This window comes from Haliea sp., assembly GCF_040221975.1.
Classification (GTDB): domain Bacteria; phylum Pseudomonadota; class Gammaproteobacteria; order Pseudomonadales; family Halieaceae; genus Haliea.
The window spans coordinates 159,498-180,285 of record NZ_JAVJWR010000036.1 but is presented as its reverse complement, the minus strand read 5'-3'; the positions used below and the strand labels follow the sequence as shown (position 1 = coordinate 180,285).

19 protein-coding genes and 1 other RNA gene are annotated in these 20,788 nt (G+C 56.7%); 10 read left to right on the top strand and 10 right to left on the bottom strand.

The window, feature by feature from the left end; translation table 11 throughout:
* Position 1: 1 nt before the first annotated feature.
* On the top strand, positions 2-1,681 hold the full coding sequence (locus tag RLO07_RS18970; RefSeq protein ID WP_462293719.1) for an NERD domain-containing protein: 1,680 nt from the start codon (positions 2-4) through the stop codon (positions 1,679-1,681).
* Between the two features lie 475 nt (positions 1,682-2,156).
* The gene (locus RLO07_RS18965) at positions 2,157-5,501 is read left to right on the top strand and encodes an AAA family ATPase (protein WP_462293718.1); all 3,345 of its coding nucleotides are present in this window, start codon (positions 2,157-2,159) and stop codon (positions 5,499-5,501) included.
* Between the two features lie 541 nt (positions 5,502-6,042).
* Here the strand turns inward: RLO07_RS18965 and RLO07_RS18960 are convergent.
* The 6 genes from RLO07_RS18960 to ssrA all read right to left on the bottom strand — a co-directional run bounded on the left by RLO07_RS18960 (position 6,043) and on the right by ssrA (position 10,477).
* The gene (locus tag RLO07_RS18960) at positions 6,043-7,518 is read right to left on the bottom strand and encodes a helix-turn-helix domain-containing protein (RefSeq protein ID WP_462293717.1); all 1,476 of its coding nucleotides are present in this window, start codon (positions 7,516-7,518) and stop codon (positions 6,043-6,045) included.
* Positions 7,519-7,618: 100 nt separating this feature from the next.
* A complete protein-coding gene (locus RLO07_RS18955) occupies positions 7,619-7,900 on the bottom strand; it encodes a hypothetical protein (protein ID WP_462293716.1) in 282 nt (93 codons plus the stop codon).
* Between the two features lie 2 nt (positions 7,901-7,902).
* Positions 7,903-8,148, bottom strand: a complete 246-nt coding sequence (locus tag RLO07_RS18950; RefSeq protein WP_462293715.1) for a helix-turn-helix transcriptional regulator — start codon at positions 8,146-8,148, stop codon at positions 7,903-7,905.
* A gap of 103 nt (positions 8,149-8,251) precedes the next feature.
* Positions 8,252-8,677 carry a hypothetical protein gene (locus tag RLO07_RS18945; RefSeq protein ID WP_462293714.1) on the bottom strand — a complete coding sequence of 142 codons (426 nt, stop codon included), beginning with the start codon at positions 8,675-8,677 and terminating at the stop codon, positions 8,252-8,254.
* Complete coding sequence (locus RLO07_RS18940; RefSeq protein WP_462293713.1) at positions 8,677-9,903, bottom strand: tyrosine-type recombinase/integrase; 1,227 nt, start codon at positions 9,901-9,903, stop codon at positions 8,677-8,679. The genes RLO07_RS18945 and RLO07_RS18940 overlap by 1 nt, the downstream gene beginning before the upstream one ends.
* 182 nt (positions 9,904-10,085) lie before the next feature.
* Positions 10,086-10,477: a transfer-messenger RNA gene (gene ssrA / locus RLO07_RS18935) on the bottom strand.
* Between the two features lie 101 nt (positions 10,478-10,578).
* Between ssrA and RLO07_RS18930 the strand changes: the two genes are divergently transcribed.
* Entirely contained in the window at positions 10,579-11,667 is a 1,089-nt protein-coding gene (locus RLO07_RS18930; protein WP_462293712.1) for an Ldh family oxidoreductase, read from the top strand.
* On the opposite strand, the gene smpB is transcribed toward RLO07_RS18930, so the two are convergent.
* Positions 11,657-12,136 (bottom strand): SsrA-binding protein SmpB, encoded by a 480-nt coding sequence (smpB, locus tag RLO07_RS18925; RefSeq protein ID WP_462293711.1) that lies wholly within the window; start codon positions 12,134-12,136, stop codon positions 11,657-11,659. The genes RLO07_RS18930 and smpB overlap by 11 nt on opposite strands.
* A 107-nt stretch (positions 12,137-12,243) precedes the next feature.
* Between smpB and RLO07_RS18920 the strand changes: the two genes are divergently transcribed.
* From RLO07_RS18920 to RLO07_RS18910, 3 genes are read left to right on the top strand one after another with little or no spacing between them, the layout of a single operon-like run.
* Positions 12,244-13,599 (top strand): sodium-dependent transporter, encoded by a 1,356-nt coding sequence (locus RLO07_RS18920; RefSeq protein WP_462293710.1) that lies wholly within the window; start codon positions 12,244-12,246, stop codon positions 13,597-13,599.
* A gap of 34 nt (positions 13,600-13,633) precedes the next feature.
* On the top strand, positions 13,634-14,065 hold the full coding sequence (locus RLO07_RS18915; RefSeq protein WP_462293709.1) for a type II toxin-antitoxin system RatA family toxin: 432 nt from the start codon (positions 13,634-13,636) through the stop codon (positions 14,063-14,065).
* A gap of 4 nt (positions 14,066-14,069) precedes the next feature.
* Positions 14,070-14,387, top strand: a complete 318-nt coding sequence (locus RLO07_RS18910) for an RnfH family protein (RefSeq protein WP_462293708.1) — start codon at positions 14,070-14,072, stop codon at positions 14,385-14,387.
* On the opposite strand, the gene RLO07_RS18905 is transcribed toward RLO07_RS18910, so the two are convergent.
* Positions 14,384-14,758 (bottom strand): outer membrane protein assembly factor BamE, encoded by a 375-nt coding sequence (locus tag RLO07_RS18905; protein ID WP_462293707.1) that lies wholly within the window; start codon positions 14,756-14,758, stop codon positions 14,384-14,386. The two genes, RLO07_RS18910 and RLO07_RS18905, sit on opposite strands and share 4 nt — an antisense overlap.
* A 38-nt stretch (positions 14,759-14,796) precedes the next feature.
* On the opposite strand from RLO07_RS18905, the gene fur reads away from it, so the two are divergent.
* The 4 genes from fur (at position 14,797) to RLO07_RS18885 (ending at position 18,320) form a co-directional block, all read left to right on the top strand.
* The gene (gene fur / locus RLO07_RS18900) at positions 14,797-15,219 is read left to right on the top strand and encodes a ferric iron uptake transcriptional regulator (protein WP_462293706.1); all 423 of its coding nucleotides are present in this window, start codon (positions 14,797-14,799) and stop codon (positions 15,217-15,219) included.
* Between the two features lie 77 nt (positions 15,220-15,296).
* Positions 15,297-16,547 carry a cytochrome P450 gene (locus RLO07_RS18895; protein ID WP_462293705.1) on the top strand — a complete coding sequence of 417 codons (1,251 nt, stop codon included), beginning with the start codon at positions 15,297-15,299 and terminating at the stop codon, positions 16,545-16,547.
* Between the two features lie 10 nt (positions 16,548-16,557).
* A complete protein-coding gene (locus RLO07_RS18890) occupies positions 16,558-17,529 on the top strand; it encodes a Rieske 2Fe-2S domain-containing protein (RefSeq protein WP_462293704.1) in 972 nt (323 codons plus the stop codon).
* A gap of 26 nt (positions 17,530-17,555) precedes the next feature.
* A complete protein-coding gene (locus tag RLO07_RS18885; RefSeq protein WP_462293703.1) occupies positions 17,556-18,320 on the top strand; it encodes an acetoacetate decarboxylase family protein in 765 nt (254 codons plus the stop codon).
* Positions 18,321-18,348: 28 nt separating this feature from the next.
* Here the strand turns inward: RLO07_RS18885 and RLO07_RS18880 are convergent, their stop codons facing one another.
* The gene (locus RLO07_RS18880; protein ID WP_462293702.1) at positions 18,349-18,990 is read right to left on the bottom strand and encodes a TetR/AcrR family transcriptional regulator; all 642 of its coding nucleotides are present in this window, start codon (positions 18,988-18,990) and stop codon (positions 18,349-18,351) included.
* A gap of 75 nt (positions 18,991-19,065) precedes the next feature.
* The gene (recN, locus tag RLO07_RS18875; RefSeq protein WP_462293701.1) at positions 19,066-20,727 is read right to left on the bottom strand and encodes a DNA repair protein RecN; all 1,662 of its coding nucleotides are present in this window, start codon (positions 20,725-20,727) and stop codon (positions 19,066-19,068) included.
* Between the last annotated feature and the right edge of the window lie 61 nt (positions 20,728-20,788).

Sequence of the window (20,788 nt, the reverse complement as noted above, 5' to 3'; positions counted from 1 at the left end):
GATGGCACGTCTAATACCAAAAGTCGCAATCAATGAAATCAATTTCAAATCTGAGCGAGATACGGCCAGATATTTGGTTGATCTGCTGCCCAATGACTGCATTATTTACCATAGTTATCCGTGGTTGAGAACTGACAGGAATGACCGCGGAAATACCTCAATCAGAGAGGGTGAGACTGACTTCGTAATTCTTCTTCCTAGCCATGGCATGCTCATCCTTGAGGTTAAGGGTGGTGCAATTAGCTATGATGACGCCACCCGCCAATGGAGTAGAGTCTTGGGAGGTGGTCGCTTAAAGTCGATACAAGATCCCTTCGAACAAGCCCGCCGTAATACGCACTACTTAAAAGACGCTATCAAACGTAGGGGCTACCAGGGGATCGACAACTTACCTTTTACCTATGGTTACGCGGTTGTATTCCCCGATTGTGAGTATAAAGGTCCAACACCACCAGGCTCTGAACCTGCCATCATCTTCTCAGCCAGCGACTTACCATTTCTGGATCGAAGAATTACTGCGACTCTCAATCAATGGTCTCTGAAAGATGCTGCGAAACCTTTGTCTTCAGAGGATATCAATAATGTTACCAAGGCCATTTCTCCAGGATTTGACCTGCTGCCTGTATTATTCAGAACAGTAGAAGAGCAGGAAGAGAAGCTATTTCGACTAACGAAAGAACAGCATAATCTACTGAATTTTCTTGGTCAAAAGGAAAGAGCATGTATTGAGGGTGTAGCGGGCTCGGGGAAGACCATGCTGGCGCAGGCTCAAGCCGAGAAATTTGCAGATGCTGGAAAATCGACACTCCTAGTTTGCTACAACAAGACACTGGCGAAGTGGATTGGCGACTCCGTTCCGGAACAATACCGTGACTTGATTACCGTAAAACATTTTCATGGCTTATGCGCGGATTGGGTCCGAAAAGCTGGAATGAGCTTCTCACCCCCAAGCAGTGGTGCGGATAATTTTTGGCGAGATGAGGCTGCAGACCAGCTCATGGATGCCATTGATATGGTGTCTGAAAAATTTGATGCGGTGATTGTTGACGAGGGGCAGGATTTCTATCCCAATTGGTGGGTGCCACTGGAGATGATCAACTCCCGCGGTGATGAAGGTGCTATGTATGTCTTCTATGACCCACGCCAAAACCTATACCTGGAGCAGAGGGGATCACTACCCGCATTAGGTGAGCCGTACAATCTCCCGACCAACTGCCGTAACACGCGTTCAATAGCAGAAAAATGTAGCACAATTCTTGGAATAGATATACTTACGAGAGACGACGCGCCGCAGGGTTTAGAACCTACGATTCTCACTCTGGAACTGGATTACGATGTCAAGAAACGCGTCGAGAGGTATGTAAGTGATTGGGTTAAAGATGGGAGGCTTAAACCCTCCCAAGTGGCAATTCTTTCCCCTAGTGTTAAACAGAGAAGCGCGTTTAAAGGGGTTGGCTCTGTACGCGGAGTGATGATTACTGAAGACATAGATAAGTGGCGAGATGATAAGGGAATACTATTTTCTACTGTAAAGAGCTTCAAGGGACTGGAGGCGGATGCGGTCATTTTGATCGACCTGCCAGTAGAGGGAAATTCAACATATTTTAAAGCGTCGGACTACTACGTCGCCTGCTCACGAGCAAAACATTTGTTGGTGGTAATTCATAAGGAAGAGGAGTAAAGGTATGGCCGTCTTTTCAGGAGCGACACAGTTACCCCTCCACCATATTACGATAAGGGTACCGTGGCACGATAATGGATGGTCCGGTACTATATGCAATAAGCCTTGTAACAATACAGCTTGTCTGATATTGCCTAGGATCGGAGAGAGTAGAAAAGATAAAGATGAGGAAAGGCTTGCGGGTCAATCCATCGAGTTGCTAGATCAAACCGATTACCCTCCCTGCGTCACAGAACATGTCACCTTCATGGCCAAATTCGATGTGCCATCGACGAAAAATCATCCCTATCAGGACGGTAGTAAGACTACCCATGGTCATTTTGCACCCACCCCTTTTTCTTTCAACGCGTATTCGGCCGCCGCTGTGCCATTTAGGTGGATGCTGAGGCAGCAAGTCGAGGGCGACGCTAGACAGAATATAGAGGGGAAAGCGGATAGGTTTCGACTGGATTGGGAGCCCGCTAGAGAGCCAGAGATGTCTTTCAAGACCTCCTGGGTACAGGAGGGTACTAATCAGCAGGTAATGCTCGAGACCTTCTTTAGCGCCGTTCAGCCAGAGGAGTCTCTAGTCTTTTTCTATGCGAAGCGTACTCCGCTAAGCGAAGACCGACGAAGAGTGATCATTGGTGCCGGTAAAGTAAAAGCAGTAGGCCCGATAACGGAATATCATTATGACCGCGATGTCGCCGAGGTAGAGCTGCGCGGCTTCCTTTGGGAGAGGAATATAGGCCACACGATCCGCCCTGATTTCGAGGAAGGTTTTTTGTTTCCATACCAGGAGCTTTTGGATCTAGCCGTGGAAGACGAATCGATAGACGTAGAGGCCCACGTTGCATTCGCGCCTAACGATTTTTTCGAGGAGTATTCTTACGGCTCTGAGCTTCTACCGCACGATGGCGCGATTGCGTCACTTTTGGAGTGTGAAAGAGCGATACAGCACTTCAAAAAGACCATGGACGGCAAATGGGCCCCTATGCTGCGCTGGATCAACAAGGAGCTCAATCGTTTGTGGGAGATCCGTGGACCTTTTCCTGGATTTGGTTCGGCGTTGAAGGCATTCGGAGTAGAGCATGGGACCATGCTTGCATGGTATATCTATGGGCAACTTTTAGAGGAGGGGGCGCTTCTCACTGTCAATCCATGGGACCGTTTCGGCGAATTACTCAAAAGTTCCAAAGACCTTCCCGAGTATTTGCAAAGGGAGCTTGGTCCCACTTTCGCAAAGAAGTGGGAGAAATTGGGGTCTAATCAAAGAGCGCTTCTAGATTTGCTTAGCAGGTGCGCGATTAGCGAAAATCAAGCAACGCGATATTACCAGGTTACGGAAAAGCAGAAGGCAGGAATCGAGGTACTTGATAAGGAGGTTCTGGAAAATCCGTACCTACTTTTCGAATGCGATAGAGATCAATCCGATCCCATACAGTTTGGTGCAGTCGATCGTGGCGTATTCCCAGAGGAAAACGTAAGAAAGGCCTTTCCACTTTCGAAGCCATCGCTCGTTAATGAGGCGATCGATTTGAGGCGTGTGAGGGCGCTTTGTACAGTGACTTTGATTGAGGCGGCAGAGCAGGGCCATACGTTACTCCCTGACAATTGGCTAATAGAGAGAATACGGGATAAGCCATTGCAGCCAGAATGCCCGCTCGACCAAGACGTCCTGAATCTATTGGAAGAGAATCTAAGTCCCGTTCTTGTAAGGGCCGAGATGGCGGATGGCTCAGGCGCCCTTCAGTTGGCGGAATACTCGAAATCCAAGAATTTGATTGCAAATACTGTCAATAAGCGTATTGCAGCAGAACCGAATCCGGGAGATTACGATTGGAACTCACTGGTTGAAAGGGCCGTAAACCAGGTGATGCCAGAGGATCAAGACGAACGAAGGGTTGAAGGGCTTGCGCGTCAGGAAAAGGCTTCTGCTTTGGCCGAAATATTTCATTCCCGCATATCCGTATTGGTTGGTTCAGCGGGCACGGGCAAGAGCACCCTCCTCAAAGCACTATGTAATATTCAGCAAGTAAGGGATGGCGGTCTACTCCTCTTGGCACCCACGGGTAAGGCGCGTGTCAGACTGGAACAAGCCACTGGAATGTCGAAAGAAGGCCAGACGATCGCTCAGTTTTTGCTCAGATGGGGTCGCTACGAAGGAAAGAGCGGTCGATATATAGTCGATACGGACTCGGAACGTTGTTCGAATCGTAAAACTGTCATCATCGACGAGTGTTCCATGTTGACTGAAGAGCAGTTGGCAGCATTATTGAGCGGGCTTCGGGGCGTCGAACGGCTGGTGCTCGTAGGCGACCCACAGCAATTACCGCCAATTGGCGCAGGTAGGCCTTTTGTCGATATCGTGCGGATTCTTCGGCCAGATGACTACGAATCTGCATTTCCTCAGGTTTCACGCGGCTATGCCGGCTTGACCGTACCCAGACGACAGGTTGCGTCAGGTAAAGAGGTGCGAGAAGACCTCCTGCTGGCAGACTACTTTAGCGGAAGGCCACTTGATGCCGGTGCCGATGAAATATGGTCAAAAGTTGCCTCAGGCGAATTGGACCGACTTAGTCTCGTAGAATGGAACAATCCGGATGAATTATCCAGAAAGCTAGTCGAAAACCTCGTAGGTGAACTCAAACTAGAAGATGACGAAGACGAGGCGGGATTCGGCGCGAGTATTGGGGGAATCATCTGGGAAAAGGATGGAAATGCCTATTTTAAAAACAGATATGGGGACAGACCAGGTGCTGCCGAAAGTGCAGAGAATTGGCAGATCCTGTCGCCATTGCGAGGATCCCAGCTTGGTGTCGAGGCGCTGAACAGGCTTTTGCATTCCAAGTTCAGAAAACGCGGCCTTAGTCTGGCGACTCAAAAATGGCCCAAGATACCGAGGCCCATGGGACCACAAGGGATCATCTGGGGTGACAAGGTCATCAATGTTCGAAATAGCAGTAGACGTAAGGTCTGGCCTGATATCGACAATCCCTATGTCGCCAATGGAGATATAGGGGTTGTCGTAGGAAAGTATCAAAAGGGCAAAGGCTTTCCTCGAGAGCTTGAGGTCGAGATGGCCGCCCAAACTGGTACTGGGTTCCACAATGGCAGCCCTCAGTACAAGTACGCTGACTGGGAGTTTTCTGGGGACGAGGCGAACCCACCACTCGAACTAGCGTACGCGCTGACAGTACATAAGACCCAGGGAAGCGAGTTCGGCATAACTTTCCTCGTCATACCGAATCCATGTCGGTTGCTAAGCAGGGAGATGCTATATACGGCCCTTACCAGGCATAAAGACAAGGTCATAATCTTCCATCAAGGCGATTTCAGAGATATTCAGCGCTACAGCTCTGCAGATCACTCAGAAATTGCTCGGAGATTGACTAATTTGTTCGTCAATCCAGAGCCGGTTGATTTCGATGTCCAGAACAGACGTGTATTTCTCGATTCATACCTGATACATCGGACACAACGCGGCCACCTGGTACGCTCTAAATCCGAGTTGATCATTGCGGATAAGCTGCATGCTGCGGGCATCCCCTATGAATATGAGCAGCAGGTTATGCTCAACGGGCGTGAGCGCTATCCCGACTTTGTGATTACGGACGATGATTCAGGCAAAACATACTATTGGGAACATTTGGGCATGATGAGCGAGCCCAAGTATCGTATACGCTGGGGAAAGAAACTTTCAGAGTATCGGGCCGAAGGGATACTACCTTTGGAAGAGGGAGGCGGTAAGAAGGGCGCATTGATTACAACCGAAGAATACTTGGGCGAAGGCTTTGATTCACGGAAGATTGATGAATTAGTAAGGATGATTTCGGGCTAGGAGCCGCTGCCGGCTCTATTGGTGGTATGCATGGGTGTATCTAACGAGAAAGCTAGATATAAATACTGATAAGTTAATAGGATAGTGAAACAACAACTAGCAGCAAAAAAAATTCGTAAGTAGCGGGACTACGCGCCTCAGCGCCCCCGTATGCGCCAACGCTCCGGGAGTACCTTTTCAGGTCATCGGAAGCCATGGGGCCGGTGGGTTGATCTTTTTGGCTTTTGCGCCCGCAAAGATTGGTTCCCGCTATGTCGGGCGCTGGGTGCGGCTCGAGAAGTGCTGTTCCCATTTCCGTCGAACTATCGGGATTTTCCGGGCTCGATGGCTGGGCCGTGCCGCGGAGAAACCGGTATGATTCATTGCTTGAGCGTACTTTATGTCCAGGCTCGCCCTGCGAAGCGCCGAATGGATCTGTCAGGGCCGGCTTCTCTTCCTCTTACCTTCGATATGACCAATTCTCTCTGCCGTTTCATCCAGTGCCCGTAGTTTGTCAGTTCTGTATTTTTGCTCCATTGTCAGTCCTCCTCTGTGGTGGTATCTACTTCGTAATCATTTCGGGACGGCTTATCTCTTCGAGTCGCTCCAGCAGCCACCAACTGGGGTTGCAAAGAAGGCGTCTCACGTCACCGGCCCTCCAGTCGCGTTTGCTCTGCTCGACCGCAGGTCGTAGGTATTCCGCAACCCTATCGGGCCAATCTGTATGTATATCTTTCTGAACATCGGCGACACCCTTCGTGCAAGTCTCGCAAACACAGCTACGAACGTGTTCGATAAACTCGTCGCGGCAGCGATCGGCATCAAAGCTCGCGACATTATGTCTAGTAAATTTGATTTTTGGCGCTGGTGGTATTGGCGTGGGATCGACCTTTGCGATTGGGGTGGGCTCTGGCGGCTGCCTGTTAGTAGTTATTGGCTTCCGCAGATCTCTGTCCTTGTTGTTGGGCTTTGCAGCGGCCGTAGTTCTGGCCCTGGTATTTCGCTCGTTGCCGTATTTTTTTGCCTTCGTTTTCTGCTTTTTCTGTTTTTTCTTTGGCGGTCGGGTGTCCCACGGATCGAAGTACTTCTGATCCCGGATCATTGCGACTAGATTCCACGGCTCTTTGCCCCACGCCTTGGCATAGGCAAGGTTTCGCTCGATTCCGTCGGTCATCGCGGCGTGAGAATGGCCGTTCTGTATATTTCGCTTCCGGTATTTGTCGATGGCCTTCTTCTGCTGGTCCTTCATCCCCTCCGACAATCGAGCGATGAGTTCGTCGAGCCGTTGCTCCCCAGGCGGAGAGCAACGGCCGGAGGGAGCCCTAGCGACCGGCAGACCGGATGTATCCGCCTGTCTCTCTATCTTACCCGGGTTAAGACCCGGGTTAGATAGAGAGTTCGTGGCTCGTGTCTGAGCTGTTTTTTGTTCCACTTTGAGCTGTTTTTCTGGTTCACATGATCCTTTTTTAGAGATTAGGGGGTCATTTGGGTGCTGTTTACCCTTTGGTGATATCGGCTCATCGTTGAGCTGTTTATCGTAAGAAGACGTGTTTTCGCCGGACTTTTTCTCAAGATTCAGGCTGAGCCCAAGGGTAGGTCGCCAGTCAGGCACGACTCTATATTTGTTGCTCACGCCTCGACCGCGTCCGATGCTTAGTTTCTCCAGCACATTGAGATCGACCAACATCTTAATACATCTTTTTACGGTCGCTGGTGATTGGCCGGATCCCCGGGCAATAGTGTCAATCCCAGGAAAACAGATCCCGTCTTGTTGTTTTGAATTGGTGTACCCGGCGATTGTGTTCCATACAATAATTGCCGTAGTCGAGATGCCAGCCTCTGCCATCCGATGTAAACATTCAAGTCGGGCGACCGGCCCATAGGGTTTTCCGACATCCGAGGGATTTTCCCGTACGCTCTCGTCTAATTTGTATAAGAAGGATTCAAGCGCTTCAAGTGGTGTGTTTGAGTCATATTCTTCATGTCGGTAACCCAACAAATCGAGGCGTTTTCGCGCTCGCGTTTCCCGTAAATCCACGAAGTGCTCTCCTTTTCTAATTTGAGTTTTCAGATCGATACTGAATTTAAGTTGTAAGGTAGTGAGCAGCCTGTCGACGTACTCACTACGCTATTACCTGTTACGAGCTGGTGCGCTCGTGGAATTTATCTGCCCAGTCGATGTCGTACCCGGGATCAATTCTGTGTCGAAGGCAGTTATCGAAATCGAGTAGAACGCTTAGATATCTCGCGGTTGTGCGAACACTGCGGATCTTGAGCAAATCAATTTCATTGACTAATTGGTCGCATCCATAAGCTTGGCTCAAGACTATGCCGAGTTCGTCGACCATATGCTCAAGCAGCCATACTGCGTCGGTTGCTGCTTCATAGGAAAGGGGGACAGATTTTCGTGGGGTGCTCATGATTAGACCTCCGGGTCAGTCTGGAAGATGATTGTTGAATCTATGGAACGAGAATTGGCTATACGTGCTTCGATCCAATCGATAACCTCGCGCTCTAGCCAAGCAGAAGCGCGTGGTCCGATCTTTATTGGACGAGGAAAAATACCGCTTGATGCCATTGCGTAGACTGCGCTACGGCTCAATCCGGTGAGTTTTATTACTTCAGGTAGTCGAAGTAATATTGGTTTTGACTTGGGGTTTAGTACCATGCTTGCCGGCCCTCCTTAGTGGTTGTTGGCAGTGCATGGCTATTCTCGTTTTTTGGCAGGCGGAGATATGCCGACAAATACTGCTAATTATCGGCAGCAAATCTCAGTCGGGACTTCTGGCGTCCTTTGCAGCTTGTGCATACTCGCTAGCCCACCTCTGAAACGTAGACCGTTCAGGTAGATTTTCAGGGCCGTGTTCTTTCAGGTACTCTTCTACAACTCGCGAAATGGCCGCCTCTGGAGCCGTATCTTGCTCCAGTAGATCGTATATTCTTTCTCCCCACAGCCTCTGAATTTTGGCTGGGTATTTGCCCGGCGCGCCTCGTTTCTTTTTCAGCCCTAGATTCTGTACGAGAGTGTTGGGATCTTGCCCGGCATTTTGTATCGCTTCACCAAGCCATGTCGCGAGATATGGGGGCACCACCTCCCCTGACTCTAAATGTTCCTGTATCGTGGCCAGCTTGGCCCATGCGGGGTACTCCTTTTCCTCTGGATCAAATTCGATTCCTCCATATGGGAACTTAGCCATCAAAGATTTCTCCCATTATTGGTTGGTGATCTACTAGTCGCCTGGACTCTTAGGTTGTCTAAATAGTCTGCCCAGCCCTGCATCATCTTAGCGCGCGAATCAAGGTGTGCTGTCCGGTTGTAAGCGCGGCCATTGGGATCTCTAACGGCGTGTGCCAACTGATGCTCAATCCAGTCAGGCCTATAGTTTAACTCCTCATCTAGAAGGGTTCGGGCCATCGCCCTGAAACCGTGTGGAGTCATGGTGTCATTATCGTATCCCAGGGTTCGAATAGCAGTTCTTACGCCATTTTCAGATAGACAGCGGCTGGCGCCTCTGGCGCTGGGGAAGACGTATCTTCCTCGTCCGGTCAGTGAATGCAGGTCACTTAGGATCTCTAGAGCCTGCTGGCTCAGGGGCACGATATGGGGTTGTTTCATTTTCATCTTCTCGGCGGGAATCTCCCAGCGTTTCGCGTCCCACTCAATTTCTGTCCACTCCATGTGCCGAATTTCTCCTGGTCTTTGAAAGAGTAGAGGAGACAAACGAAGAGCTGCGCTCACTACGGGCGTGCCTCGAAACCCGTCAATGGCGAGCATGAGTTGACCTACTGCTGCCGGGTCGGTGATTGCTGCCAGGTGTTTCTTCTTTGGGTCTTTCAGAGCTCCTTTTAGGTCAGCACTAGGGTCGCGCTCCGCGCGACCCGTTGCTATCGCGTAACGGAATATCTCTCCGGCTTTCTGCTTCGCCCTGTGCGCGGTCTCTATTGCACCACGGGCCTCAATCCTTCGGAGTGAGGCGAGGAGTTCTGGGGCTGTGATGCTGTTTACGGGGCGGACTCCTAGAGCTGGGAATAGATCCTTGTCCAGTGCACGCATCGTGCGATTCTGGTGGCCCTTGGAGCGGGTGGTCATCTTGACGTTGAACCATTCTCGTGCAATGGCCTCGAATGTGTCCGCAGCCGCTAGGTGGCGGGTCACTTTCTCCACTTTTAGTAGCTCCCCAGGATCGATACCCTTGGCGAGAGTCTCCCGGGCTTGCTGGTGACGTTCTCGGGCGGTTGCTAGGCCCACGTCCGGGTAAACCCCCAGGGACAGGCCTTTCTCTTTTCCAGCGTATCGGTACTTGAAGCGCCAGTACTTGCCTCCGTTGGGGTGTACCAGTAGGAACAGGCCGCGCCCGTCGAATAGCTTGTACTGCTTCTCTGTGGACTTGGCCTGCTTTACAGCGGTGGCGGTCAGTGCCATTTCTGCCTCTGTATTGATCTTGGGGGTATATGACTTTGAGTGCCCACTCTTACCCCATTTTATACCCCTGTTACGGGGTGTATGTTGTGGGGCGTATCGGACGATCTAGGACGCAGTATAAACAAAAAAGCCCTGAATATCAGGGCTTTAAGGACTTCTTTGGGCTTGCTTGGATGGGTGTTTGGTGGAGGCGGCGGGAGTTGAACCCGCGTCCGCCAGTACTCTGCCTTCGGCTCTACATGCTTAGTTTCCGTTAATTGATTTAGCCGCATACAGCCCAACGGGCAGGACGTAATTGGCGAGCCTGAATAAGTTTTAGCAGTTCCACCTCAGGCGGGCTTCACAGCGATCCAGTTCTATATGACAGTCAGTAGCGCGGTACTGGCACCTTGCTAAAGACCGCTAGGGCCGAAGCCACTAGTTGGTGCTTTCACGGGCTGCTTACGCAGCCAGTTGGGCACCGTAGTTGTCGTCGTTGGCAACTAATAGTTTGCAGCTTTGGATTAACGTGATTGGCTACCATCACGGCATGCACCTCAGGGTTCGCTACCGGCGTCGAATCCGTATCGCCCCCAGTGTGACTTCACAATTGTACATCAATTGCACAATGTTAGACTGTGATTTTTGCGGAAGTTCAATTCTGCAACTCTCGTATTCCGTTCACAAGGAGCATCCATGTCTGTTCGCTATGACCACAATGAGCTACAGCAGTTCTCGGCGCAGTTGTTCATGGCCGCGGGGCTGGCCGAGGATCGGGCCCGGGTCATGGCGGGGGTGTTTCTGGAGGCGGACCTGCTGGGGTTCACGACGCATGGCATGAATCGGGTCGCCCACAACGTGCGCTGGTTGCTGAGCGGTGAGAGCCGCAGCGTCGGGGAGCCGGAGGTGCTGGTGGATCGCGGTGCCCTGTTCAACTGGGACGCGGGGTTTCTGCCCGGCCCCTGGGTGGTTAGCCAGGCGGTAGAGACCGCGTTGGCCCGCCTGCCCGAGTACGGAATAGTTACCGCCACCCTGCGCCGCAGCCAACACATTGCCTGTCTCGCAGCCTACCTGCCAAAGGTGGTGGAAGCCGGCTACATGGCGCTCATGACCTGCTCGACACCGGCGGAGTATACGGTAAGCGCCCATGGCGGCATTGATCCGGTATTTTCCGCCAATCCCATCGCCATGGCCGCGCCTGGCAACGAGTACCCGCTGCTCTTCGACATCAGCATGTCGATCACTGCGGGCGGTTATGTTGCTCGCGCGGTACGGGAGGGCACACGCATGCCGGAGCCCTGCCTGAAAGACGGCCACGGCCAGGTGACGGACGATCCCCGTGCCCTGGAGGGTCCACCGCCGGGCAGCATCATGCCCATCGGTGGCGCGGGTCACGGCTACAAGGGTGCGGCGCTGTCGGCGGCAACTGAAGTATTGAGCATGGCTTTGGGAGGCTACGGGCGCGCGGACCCGGACGCTGCCGGTGATGGCGAGGCGAATTCGGTGTTTCTGCAACTCATCGACCCGGCCGCCTTCGGCTCCCTGGCGGCGTTCAGGCAGCAAATACATGCTTTGCAGAACCTGGTGGTGACCAGTGCAGTGGCTGAGGGTGCGCCACCGGCGCGTTTGCCGGGCCAGCGCGCCTGGGAGCAGCGCCGGGACCAGCGGGCTGCCGGCGTGGCCCTGTATCCGACCATCATGGAGGACATGGCGCCGCTGGCGGCGCAGCTCGGGGTGGCGCAGCCGCAACCCCTGTCACAAGGCCCTGACGGAGCTACTGCTTGACGTTGTCGCGGATAATCCGCTGTTTCTGCCTGTTCCAGTCCCGCTCTTTCTCGGTATCGCGCTTGTCGTGGCTCTTCTTGCCCTCGGCCAGGGCGATGCGGGCCTTGACCAGGTGGCCCTTCCAGTACAGCTGGGTGCAGACGCAAGTCAGCCCCTTCTGTGACACCGCGGCCTGGATCTTCGCCAGTTCCTTGCGGTGCAGCAACAGGCGGCGAGTGCGAATCGGGTCGCTGATGAAGTGGGTAGAGACGGTATCCAGTGGCGTGATCTGGGCGCCCAGCAGCCAGGCATCGCCGTCCTTCATGAGTACATAGGAATCCGTGAGCTGCGCCTTGCCCATGCGCAGGCTCTTCACCTCCCAGCCTTCCAGGGCGACGCCCGCCTCGAAACTTTCCAGCAGCTGGTAGTCGAAAGTCGCGCGCTTGTTGCGGGCGATCACGTTGTCATTGTTGGGCTTCTTTTTGCTCATGACGCGCATTATACGGACAAGCCCGCGCCCTGAAACGTGAATTTGGCTCTTTTCATCGGCGGGGGCGTGGGGCACTCTAACTACATGATAACAGGTCAGTTTTGGCAATGACGGGGGCGACCCTGAATCCACTGGGGGAGTGGCGGTCACGCATGACCTTCGTGCTGTCCCTGGCCGCCGCCGCAGTGGGCATGGGCAGTATCTGGCGCTTTTCCTATCTCAGTGGCGAGTATGGCGGGGCACCTTTTGTCCTCGCCTACGTCCTCTTCCTGCTGCTGTTGGCGGTACCGATACTGATTGCCGAGCTGGTGCTGGGCAGCCAGGGTCGGGGCAGTGTGGTGGCGTCGGTAGCCCATGCGGCGGAGCGCTCCTACTGCTCAAGCGCCTGGGGTCTGTTGTCCTGGTTGGCCTGCCTGGCCGGAGTGCTGCTGCTGGCCCTCTATGTGGTCGTCGCCGGGTGGTCCCTGGTCTACGCAGGCGCCATGTACCGCGGCAGTTTCAGCGCGGCCAGTGTACTCAACGCCGGTCAGTACTTTGCCGAATTGGTCGCGGACAGTGGCCGCATGCTGCTGTGGCAGTCCCTGTTCTTGATGCTGGTATTGGCGGTGGTCGCGGCCGGTGTCCGCCGGGGCATCGGCTTGCTGGCCTGGCTGCTGGTGCCTACCCTGCTGGCGAGCCTGATCCTGCTGGTTCAGTACAGCACCACTCACGGCGACCTCGCTGCAGCCGGCAAGTTTTTGTTCTCCGTGCAATGGTTGGACTTCAACCGCGAGGCTTTGCTGATGGCCCTTGGGCAGGCCTTCTTTACCCTGGGTGTCGGGGTCGGTACGGGAATAAGCTATGGCAGCTACGCGCCGGTCAGGGTGCCGATCGGGCGCTCGGTCATCGCCGTGGCAGTTTTCGACACCCTGGTAGCTCTGGCCATGGGACTGGCTATTTTTCCGCTGGTATTTGCCTACAATCTGGTGCCTGCGATGGGCCCGGGCCTGATGTTCATCAGCATGCCTCACGCCTTTGGCAATATCGTGCAAGGCGAGCTTTTCGGCGCCCTGTTCTTTCTGTTGATGACCCTGGTGGCGCTGGGCTCCTGCGTCGCGATCCTGGAGCCGGTGGTCGGGGCGGTCAAGCAGCGGTTTGGCCTGCGCCGGGTGACCGCGGTGGCCATCGTCGGTGCCCTGGCCTGGCTGCTGGCCTACGCTGCCGCGTTCACCCTGGACACCAGTACCGGCGACGGTGGCCCCGACCTGTTCCGGCTGCTGGATCGCCTGGCCGGTGGCCTGCTGCTGCCTCTGGTGGCGCTGGGGACGGTGATTTTGGTTGGCTGGCGGCTGCGGCGGCCGCTGCTGCGGGCGCATCTGTACCGCGAGACCAATCTGTTTTTTTCGCTTTGGTACTTCCTGATAAGGTATATTGCCCCGCCGGCGATTCTGCTGGTGATGCTGGGGGCGCTACTTACCTACTGAGCCCCGGCGTTGCGCCGCGTTGATTGAGAGTACGATGACGATAATCCACCGCCATGCCCTGCTGCCTTACCGGGACCGGCTGCTGTTTGACCTGGTCAACGACATCGAGGCCTACCCCCAGTATATGGAGGGTTGCACCGGTGCCACGGTATTGCGTCGGGAGGAGGATGTGGTGGAAGCGCGGTTGCAGCTGTCCCGGGGTGGCATCAGCCAGAGCTTCAGCACCCGCAACCGGCTGCAGGCTCCGGAGTTCATTACTCTGGAACTGCTGGACGGTCCCTTCGATTTTTTCCAGGGACGCTGGGAGTTCCGCGGGCTCGCCGAGAACGCCTGCAAGGTCACCCTGCATCTGGAGTTCACCACCAGCAGCCGGTTGATGGGTGCGGCGGCGGGGCGGTTGTTTGACCGCGTGACCAACAATCTGGTGGACGCCCTGGGTCGTCGCGCCAGGCAGCTTTACGGGTAGGAAGATGAAAGACGAACAGACCATCCATGTCGAAGTGGCCTACGCCCTGCCGGAGCGGCAGGCGATTGTACCCCTGCAGGTGCTCCCGGGCACTACCGCGCTGCAGGCAGCACAGCGGTCGGGGATAGTCGAGCGGTTCGAGGGTCTGGACCTGGAGAACGCCCGCCTGGGAATTTTCGGCAAGCTTGTCGCCGGGGATCAGGTGCTGCAGGAGGGAGACCGGGTGGAGATCTACCGGCCCCTGAAGGCGGATCCCAAGGAAGTGCGCAAGGCGCGTGCGGCGCGAGTCAAGGAGCGTCGCCAGGAGGAAGCGGGGGATTAGTCTGTTGCCGCCCAGGCCGGCAGATAATCGCCGCTGACATTCACCAGGCTGTCGCCGTCAAAATGCACGGTGACCGTGGCTTCGCGGAGAACCTCGGTGCCATTGCGGATGACGTAGGGATAGTCCCAGCGCGCGCGGTTGAAGGAATCTTCCAGCAGGGGTGTGCCCATGATGAATCGCACCTGGCGCTGGTTCATGCCGGGCTTCAGCTGGTCCACCATGTCTTGGGTGACGATATTGCCCTGCTCGACGTCAATGCGGTAGACCCCGGGAAACCCGAAGTTGCCGCAGGCGGTGAGCATGACCAGTGCCGCTGCCAGGAAAATGCTGCGCATGGGCTTGAACTTCCACTTGAGAGATTGGGATGGCATGATACCTGTCCTGATCAGCACAGAGAACCCCTCCCATCATGCCTGTCGATAACCAGGAGTTGCGCAACGCCGGCCTCAAGGTAACTCTGCCGAGGGTCAAGATTCTGCAGATTCTGGAAGCCACCGGTGAGACCACTCAGCATCTGAGCGCCGAGGATGTCTACCAGAAGCTGCGCGATGCCGGGGAAGACGTGGGTTTGGCCACTGTCTACCGGGTGTTGACCCAGTTCGAGAGCGCCGGTCTGGTAAACCGCCACAATTTCGAGACCGGTCACTCGGTGTTCGAGCTCGAAACCGGCGACCATCACGATCATATGGTCTGCGTATCCAGCGGCGCGGTGATCGAATTCCATGACCCGGTTATCGAACGTCGGCAACAGGAAATTGCCCACGACCACGGCTACGAGATCGTCGACCACTCGCTGGTGCTGTACGTGCGCAAGCGCAGCGACGAGGACTGATTCAGCGGAAATACACTTGTGTGTAAATTTGCGCAAGTGTATATTTTGTCCTCCGCCACCGGCAGAGGAGCAGGATCATGCAGGCCGCCACCGCAACACAGCAACCCATAGAGGCGTTGTTCAACCCCGCATCTCCCGAGTACCTCGTAGATCCGGTTCCCCAGTTTCTCGCCCTGGCCCGACGCGGGCGCCTGGTCTGGTACGAGCCCTGGCAGGCATGGATCATGACCCGCATGCCGGACATCATGGAGTGCTGGCGCAACGAGTACCTGTCCTCCGATTTCTACGACTGGGAGTTCGCGCCGCCGCGGCCACTGGAAGACAAGTGGAGCAATTTCGAACGGGCGATGATCGGCCACAGCCTGCTGGCGGATCACGACCACCACCGCCTGGTACGGCGCGTGGTGTCGCCGGCCTTCTCCCGCAATGTAGTGGATGAAATCCAGCGCCGCATCAAGCCCGATGTCGTGAAGCTGATCGATGCGCTGGGCGACCTCGAGAGTTTCGACTACATCGACAAGGTGGCCAACCACATCCCCTTCATTTCCATCAGTCGCATGGTGGGGTTGCCGGAGAAATACTGGCCCGAGATCAAGCAGGTGGTGATGACCTTTACCGAGGCCTGGAACCCCACCATCAGCGACGAGCGCCGGGAGGCGGCGCGGCAGGACAGCAATCGCGCCATCGAGATCCTGCAGCGGGTGATCGCCGAGCGCCGCGCCAACCCGGGCGAAGATGATTTTCTCAGTGTGCTGCTGAAGATCGAGGCGGAAAACGACAATTTCGGTGAATGGGACATTATTACCCTGGTACTGGCCCTGATTGGCGCGGGCGCGGATACCACCCTCGTCGCCCAGCAGTGGACGCTCTACTCCCTGCTCAAGCATCCGGACCAGATTCCCGCGGCGCTGGAGTCGCCGGACGCCTTCTCCAATGCCTTCAGTGAAATCATGCGCTGGTCGCTGTCTTCGAAGATGGGTTTTGCGCGCTACGCGCCCGAGGACATGGAGGTGCTGGGGCAGCCGGTGCGCAAGGGCCAGATGGTGTTGCTGATGCCGCACCTGAAGGATCACGCTCCGGAGTACTACGATCATCCGGAGCGCTTCGACGTCAAGCGCACCTTCGACCCCGATGTCCTGTTCGGCTACGGCCCGCGCTACTGTATTGGCGCGGCCATGGCCAAGCGCCAGCTCTACCTCACCATGGTCGAGCTGTTCCGGCGTTTTCCCAACCTGGAACTGGATGGCGAACCGGAAAAGGACAATTCAGATCACAATGCCGTGGTATTCCGTGAGCTGCGCGTGCGCACGAATATCGGCAAGTCATGAGGCATCAGTCATGAACAGACGCTACGAAAAACCCATCCCCTACGGCTGGTATGCGATTGACTACAGTGACAGCCTGAAGCCGGGTGATGTCCGGCCTGTCAATTATTTTGGCCGCGAGCTGGTGCTGTTCCGCACCGAGTCCGGGACAGCGTCCCTGCTCAATGCCCACTGCCCCCACCTCGGCGCCCACCTGGGCTATGGCGGCATCGTCAAGGGCGAGGCCATCAGTTGCCCGTTTCACGCCTGGGAGTTCAATGGCGAAGGCTATTGCACCTCTGTGCCCTACGCCAACCGCATACCGCCCAAGGTTGCGGACAAGCAGTGTGTGGTCAGCTACCCGGTCATCGAGCGCAACCAGATGATCTGGGCCTGGTACCACCCGGAGGGGGCAGCTCCCCTGTTCGAGATCGATGATGTGCCCGAGTTGCAGTCCCCGGAATGGACGCCGCTGGACACCTACGAATGGAGAATCAACACCATCATCCAGGAAACGGGTGAAAACGCGGCCGACATGGCGCACTTCATTACCGTGCACGGCAACCCGGCGATGCCCCAGGGCGGCGTTGACCTGGACGGCCCCCGCCGGATCACCGAGTTCGACTCCCGGGCCCACAGCATCGACGCCCAGGGCAAGGTCGATCTCAGCGGCGAGAGCCACGATGCTGTCCACCTGCGTTCCGAAAGTGTTGGCCCCGGCTTCACCTTCCAGCGCTTCTCGCGCATGTTCGACGTGCTGATGATGGGGACCGTGACGCCGATTGACGACCAGAATGTGCATCTGCGCTTCAATTTCTCGGTACCGCGACAACAGTCGGAGAACAACGGCATGCTTGCATCCGGTACCGTGCAGGAGATCGTGCGCCAGGTGGAGCAGGACATTCCGATCTGGGAACACAAGGTGTACCTGGAGGATCCCGCCCTGTGTGACGGTGATGGCCCCATAGCCAAGTACCGCAAGTGGTTCCAGCAATTCTACGCCTGAACAGCCCATAACAGAGGATAACAAGCATGAACGAAAAGCTCGCAACGACTCCCGGCGACCACTACAACTGGCCGATGCTGAAAATTCGCTACCTGACGGACCCGGCGAAGCTGGCGGCCGTGTTGCCGCCCGGTTTCGAGCCCGGCAGCCGCCCGGAGGTCACCCTGACGGTCTACAATGTGCCGGTCAACGGTGAACCCGAGCAGGGCCTGCTGACCACAGTGCTATGCAACTACAAGGGCCAGGAAGGCCAGTTCGCGCTGGGCTACGCCATCGACAAGGAAGCGGAGATCTTCATCAGCCAGGAAAAATTCGGCCAGCCCAAGTATCCGGCGGACATCAAGTACTACCGGCTTGGTGAAGAGGTTGGTGCGCGCGTGACGCACCAGAATTACACATTCCTCGAGTTTTATGGGCGTGTGACCGACACCCTGGACAACGGCCCCAGGTTTGATGAGCACGAGTTCTGGGTCAAGTACTCGCGTGCGGCTTCCTATGTGAAGACCGGTTTTGACTTTCCGCCCCATGTGGTCAATGTGGTGAGCAACTACGGCACCGCGCAGAAGCTGAAAGTGGAGGGCGAGCTGATCCTGCGCGACAGCCCCTGGGATCCTCTCACCGAGCGCCTGCCGCTGGCCTCGAAGCCAGATACCTGGCTGTGGACGCCCGAATTCCTGGGGCGCAGTGTGGATCTGGGCGACCCGCTGGATGCCGACGCCTTTGAGCCCTGGGCCAGCACCATCGGCAATTCCCGCTGGCGCGGCAGCCACGGCGGCCCGCTCAGGGACTGACCCGGCGCGCCCCCGCTCCGGCGGGGGCTCAGCGCAGTGCCATGGTTTCCGCGTCCGCGGCAGCCGGTTCCCGGATCAGGCTGGCGCAAAGAAAGCCCAGCAGCTCATCGTAGCGCCGGGCCGCGTCGTAGTCGGGGTTGTGTAGTGCGTTGAGAATCACGGTATCGATCATGCCGACGGTCATCTCGGCGCAAAACCCGGGTGACAGACCGGGTTTCAGCTCGCTGACACTGGCCACGTACAAGCGCAGAAAGTTTTCATTCATGACCGACAGCAGCGTGGCGCCGCTGGCCAGGCTGTTGCCGATACTGGCAATCGAATAGCGCGCGATTTCATGTTCCAGCCCGCTGCCGCCGCATAGGTGCTGCTTCTGCAGGGCGATGACATGGGTCAGCCGATCCGGCAGTGCCTGGTATCCGGCGATGGCCTCGTCGATAGAACCCTCCACCAGTTCCAGGAGCCTGCTGACGCAGATGTCGAACAGCAATTCGTGTTTGGTGGCGTAGTAGTTGTAAAAGGTCTTGCGGGAGATGCCCGCGCCCTCACAAATGGCGTCGATGGTCATCTCTTCGATGCCGTGGCGTGCAATCAGCGCCAGCGCTTCTTCGATGATCCCGTTGCGCAGGGCCTGCTTTTTGCGTTCCCGGAGTGTGGTGCGGGTCGTGGTCACGGTCTGGTTCACTGATGGCCGGCAGGGTTCTGGACTGACGCAACCTTACACCAGCAACGGCTGGAAGCGCCAATTTCAGGCTTGTGCCGCGTCCGCCAGCATTTCCCGGGCGTGGGCCAGGGACTGCTCGGTAATCCTGACTCCACCCAGCATGCGCGCAATCTCGCGGGTGCGTTCGTCCCCTGCCAGGGGCGTCATGCGGGCCCAGGCCGCGGTTTTGTCCGATGTTTTGCTCACCTGCAGGTGCTGATGCCCTTGGGACGCGACCTGGGCCAGGTGGGTCACGCACAGGACCTGGGTGTCCTGGGCCAGGGAGCGCAGCAGGCGCCCGACCACCTCGGCCACTGCACCACCAATGCCCACGTCCACCTCGTCGAACACCATGCTGGGCAGGGTGCCGCTACTCGCGGTAACCACCTGGATGGCCAGGCTGATCCGCGACAGTTCGCCGCCGGACGCGATCTTCCCCAGCGGCTGGGGTGCCGCGCCGGGATTGGTGCTGATCAGGAACTCGACGTCCTCGGCGCCCTGGGGGTGGGGGTCGCTGCTATCCCGCTTCGCCAGTGCAATTTCGAACCGGCAGTCACCCATCGCCAGGGTCTTGAGTACGGCAGTGGCCTTGCTGACCAGGGACTTCGCGGCCCTGGCCCGCTGCTTGCCCAGGGTGGCGGCGTCCGTGCGATAGCGTTGCTCGAGCCCGGCCAGCCCCTCCTGCAGTTCTTCGATGTGCTGGCTGCCGTGAGTCAGGCCCGCCAACTCTTCCTGCAGGCCGGTCTGGAACTCCGGCAGCAGTTGTGGCTTGATGCGGTGCTTGCGGGCGATGTCGTGGATCTGCTCCAGGCGCTTCTCCACTTCCGCCAGGCGCTCCGGATCAATTTCGACGGAGTCGATATAGCGCTGGATTTCGCTGCGGGCCTCCTCGAGCTGGATCGTTGCCGACTCCAGCAGGTCGCGCGCATTGTCGGCCGCTTTGCTGGCCCCGGTGGCGCCGCGGATCAACTGCAGGGCGTGCCGGGTGCCGCCGGCCTGCTCCTCGCACAGCTCCAGCGCCTGGTGTGCGCCCTGCAGGATCTCCTCGGCGTTGGCCAGCAGGGTCTGGTCCCGCTCCAGTGCCTCCAACTCGCCTTCCTGCAGACCCAGCGTCTCCAGCTCTTCCACCTGGTAGGCCAGCAGCTGGGCGCGGGCACTCTGCTCGTCCCGGCTGCTGGTGAGCAGGGCGAGTTCGCGCCGGCCCCGCAGCCACTCCGAGGCAGTCTGTTCGACGCTGCGGGCCAGCACGGTGTGTCCGGCGAAGTTGTCCAGCATGTCCCGTTGTACCGGCTTGCGCAGCAGGGACTGGTGGGCGTGCTGGCTGTGGATGTCGATCAGCAGCTCACCCAGTGCCGCACAATCCTGCACCGTCGACGCGCTGCCATTGATGTAGGCACGGGAGCGGCCCTCGCTGGTGACCACCCGCCGTAACAGGCACTCATCGCCGCGGTGGAGGTCGCGGGTGCGCAGCCAGGCGGCGGCCTGCGGGTTGCGGCTGATGTCAAAGCCGGCGGTGATCTCGGCCCGATCGCTGCCGCTGCGCACTGCCTTGGGGTCCGCCCGGTCCCCCAGGCAGAGTCCCAGGGCGTCGAGCATGATGGATTTGCCGGCGCCGGTTTCCCCGGTGATGACCGTCATCCCGCCCCGGAACTCCATGTCCAGGGTGTCGACGATGGTATATTGGCTGATACTGATATGGGTAAGCATGATTGGCCGCTGCAGAATTTGTCCTGTTATACCGCAGAACCGGTACTGCATAAACATCCGT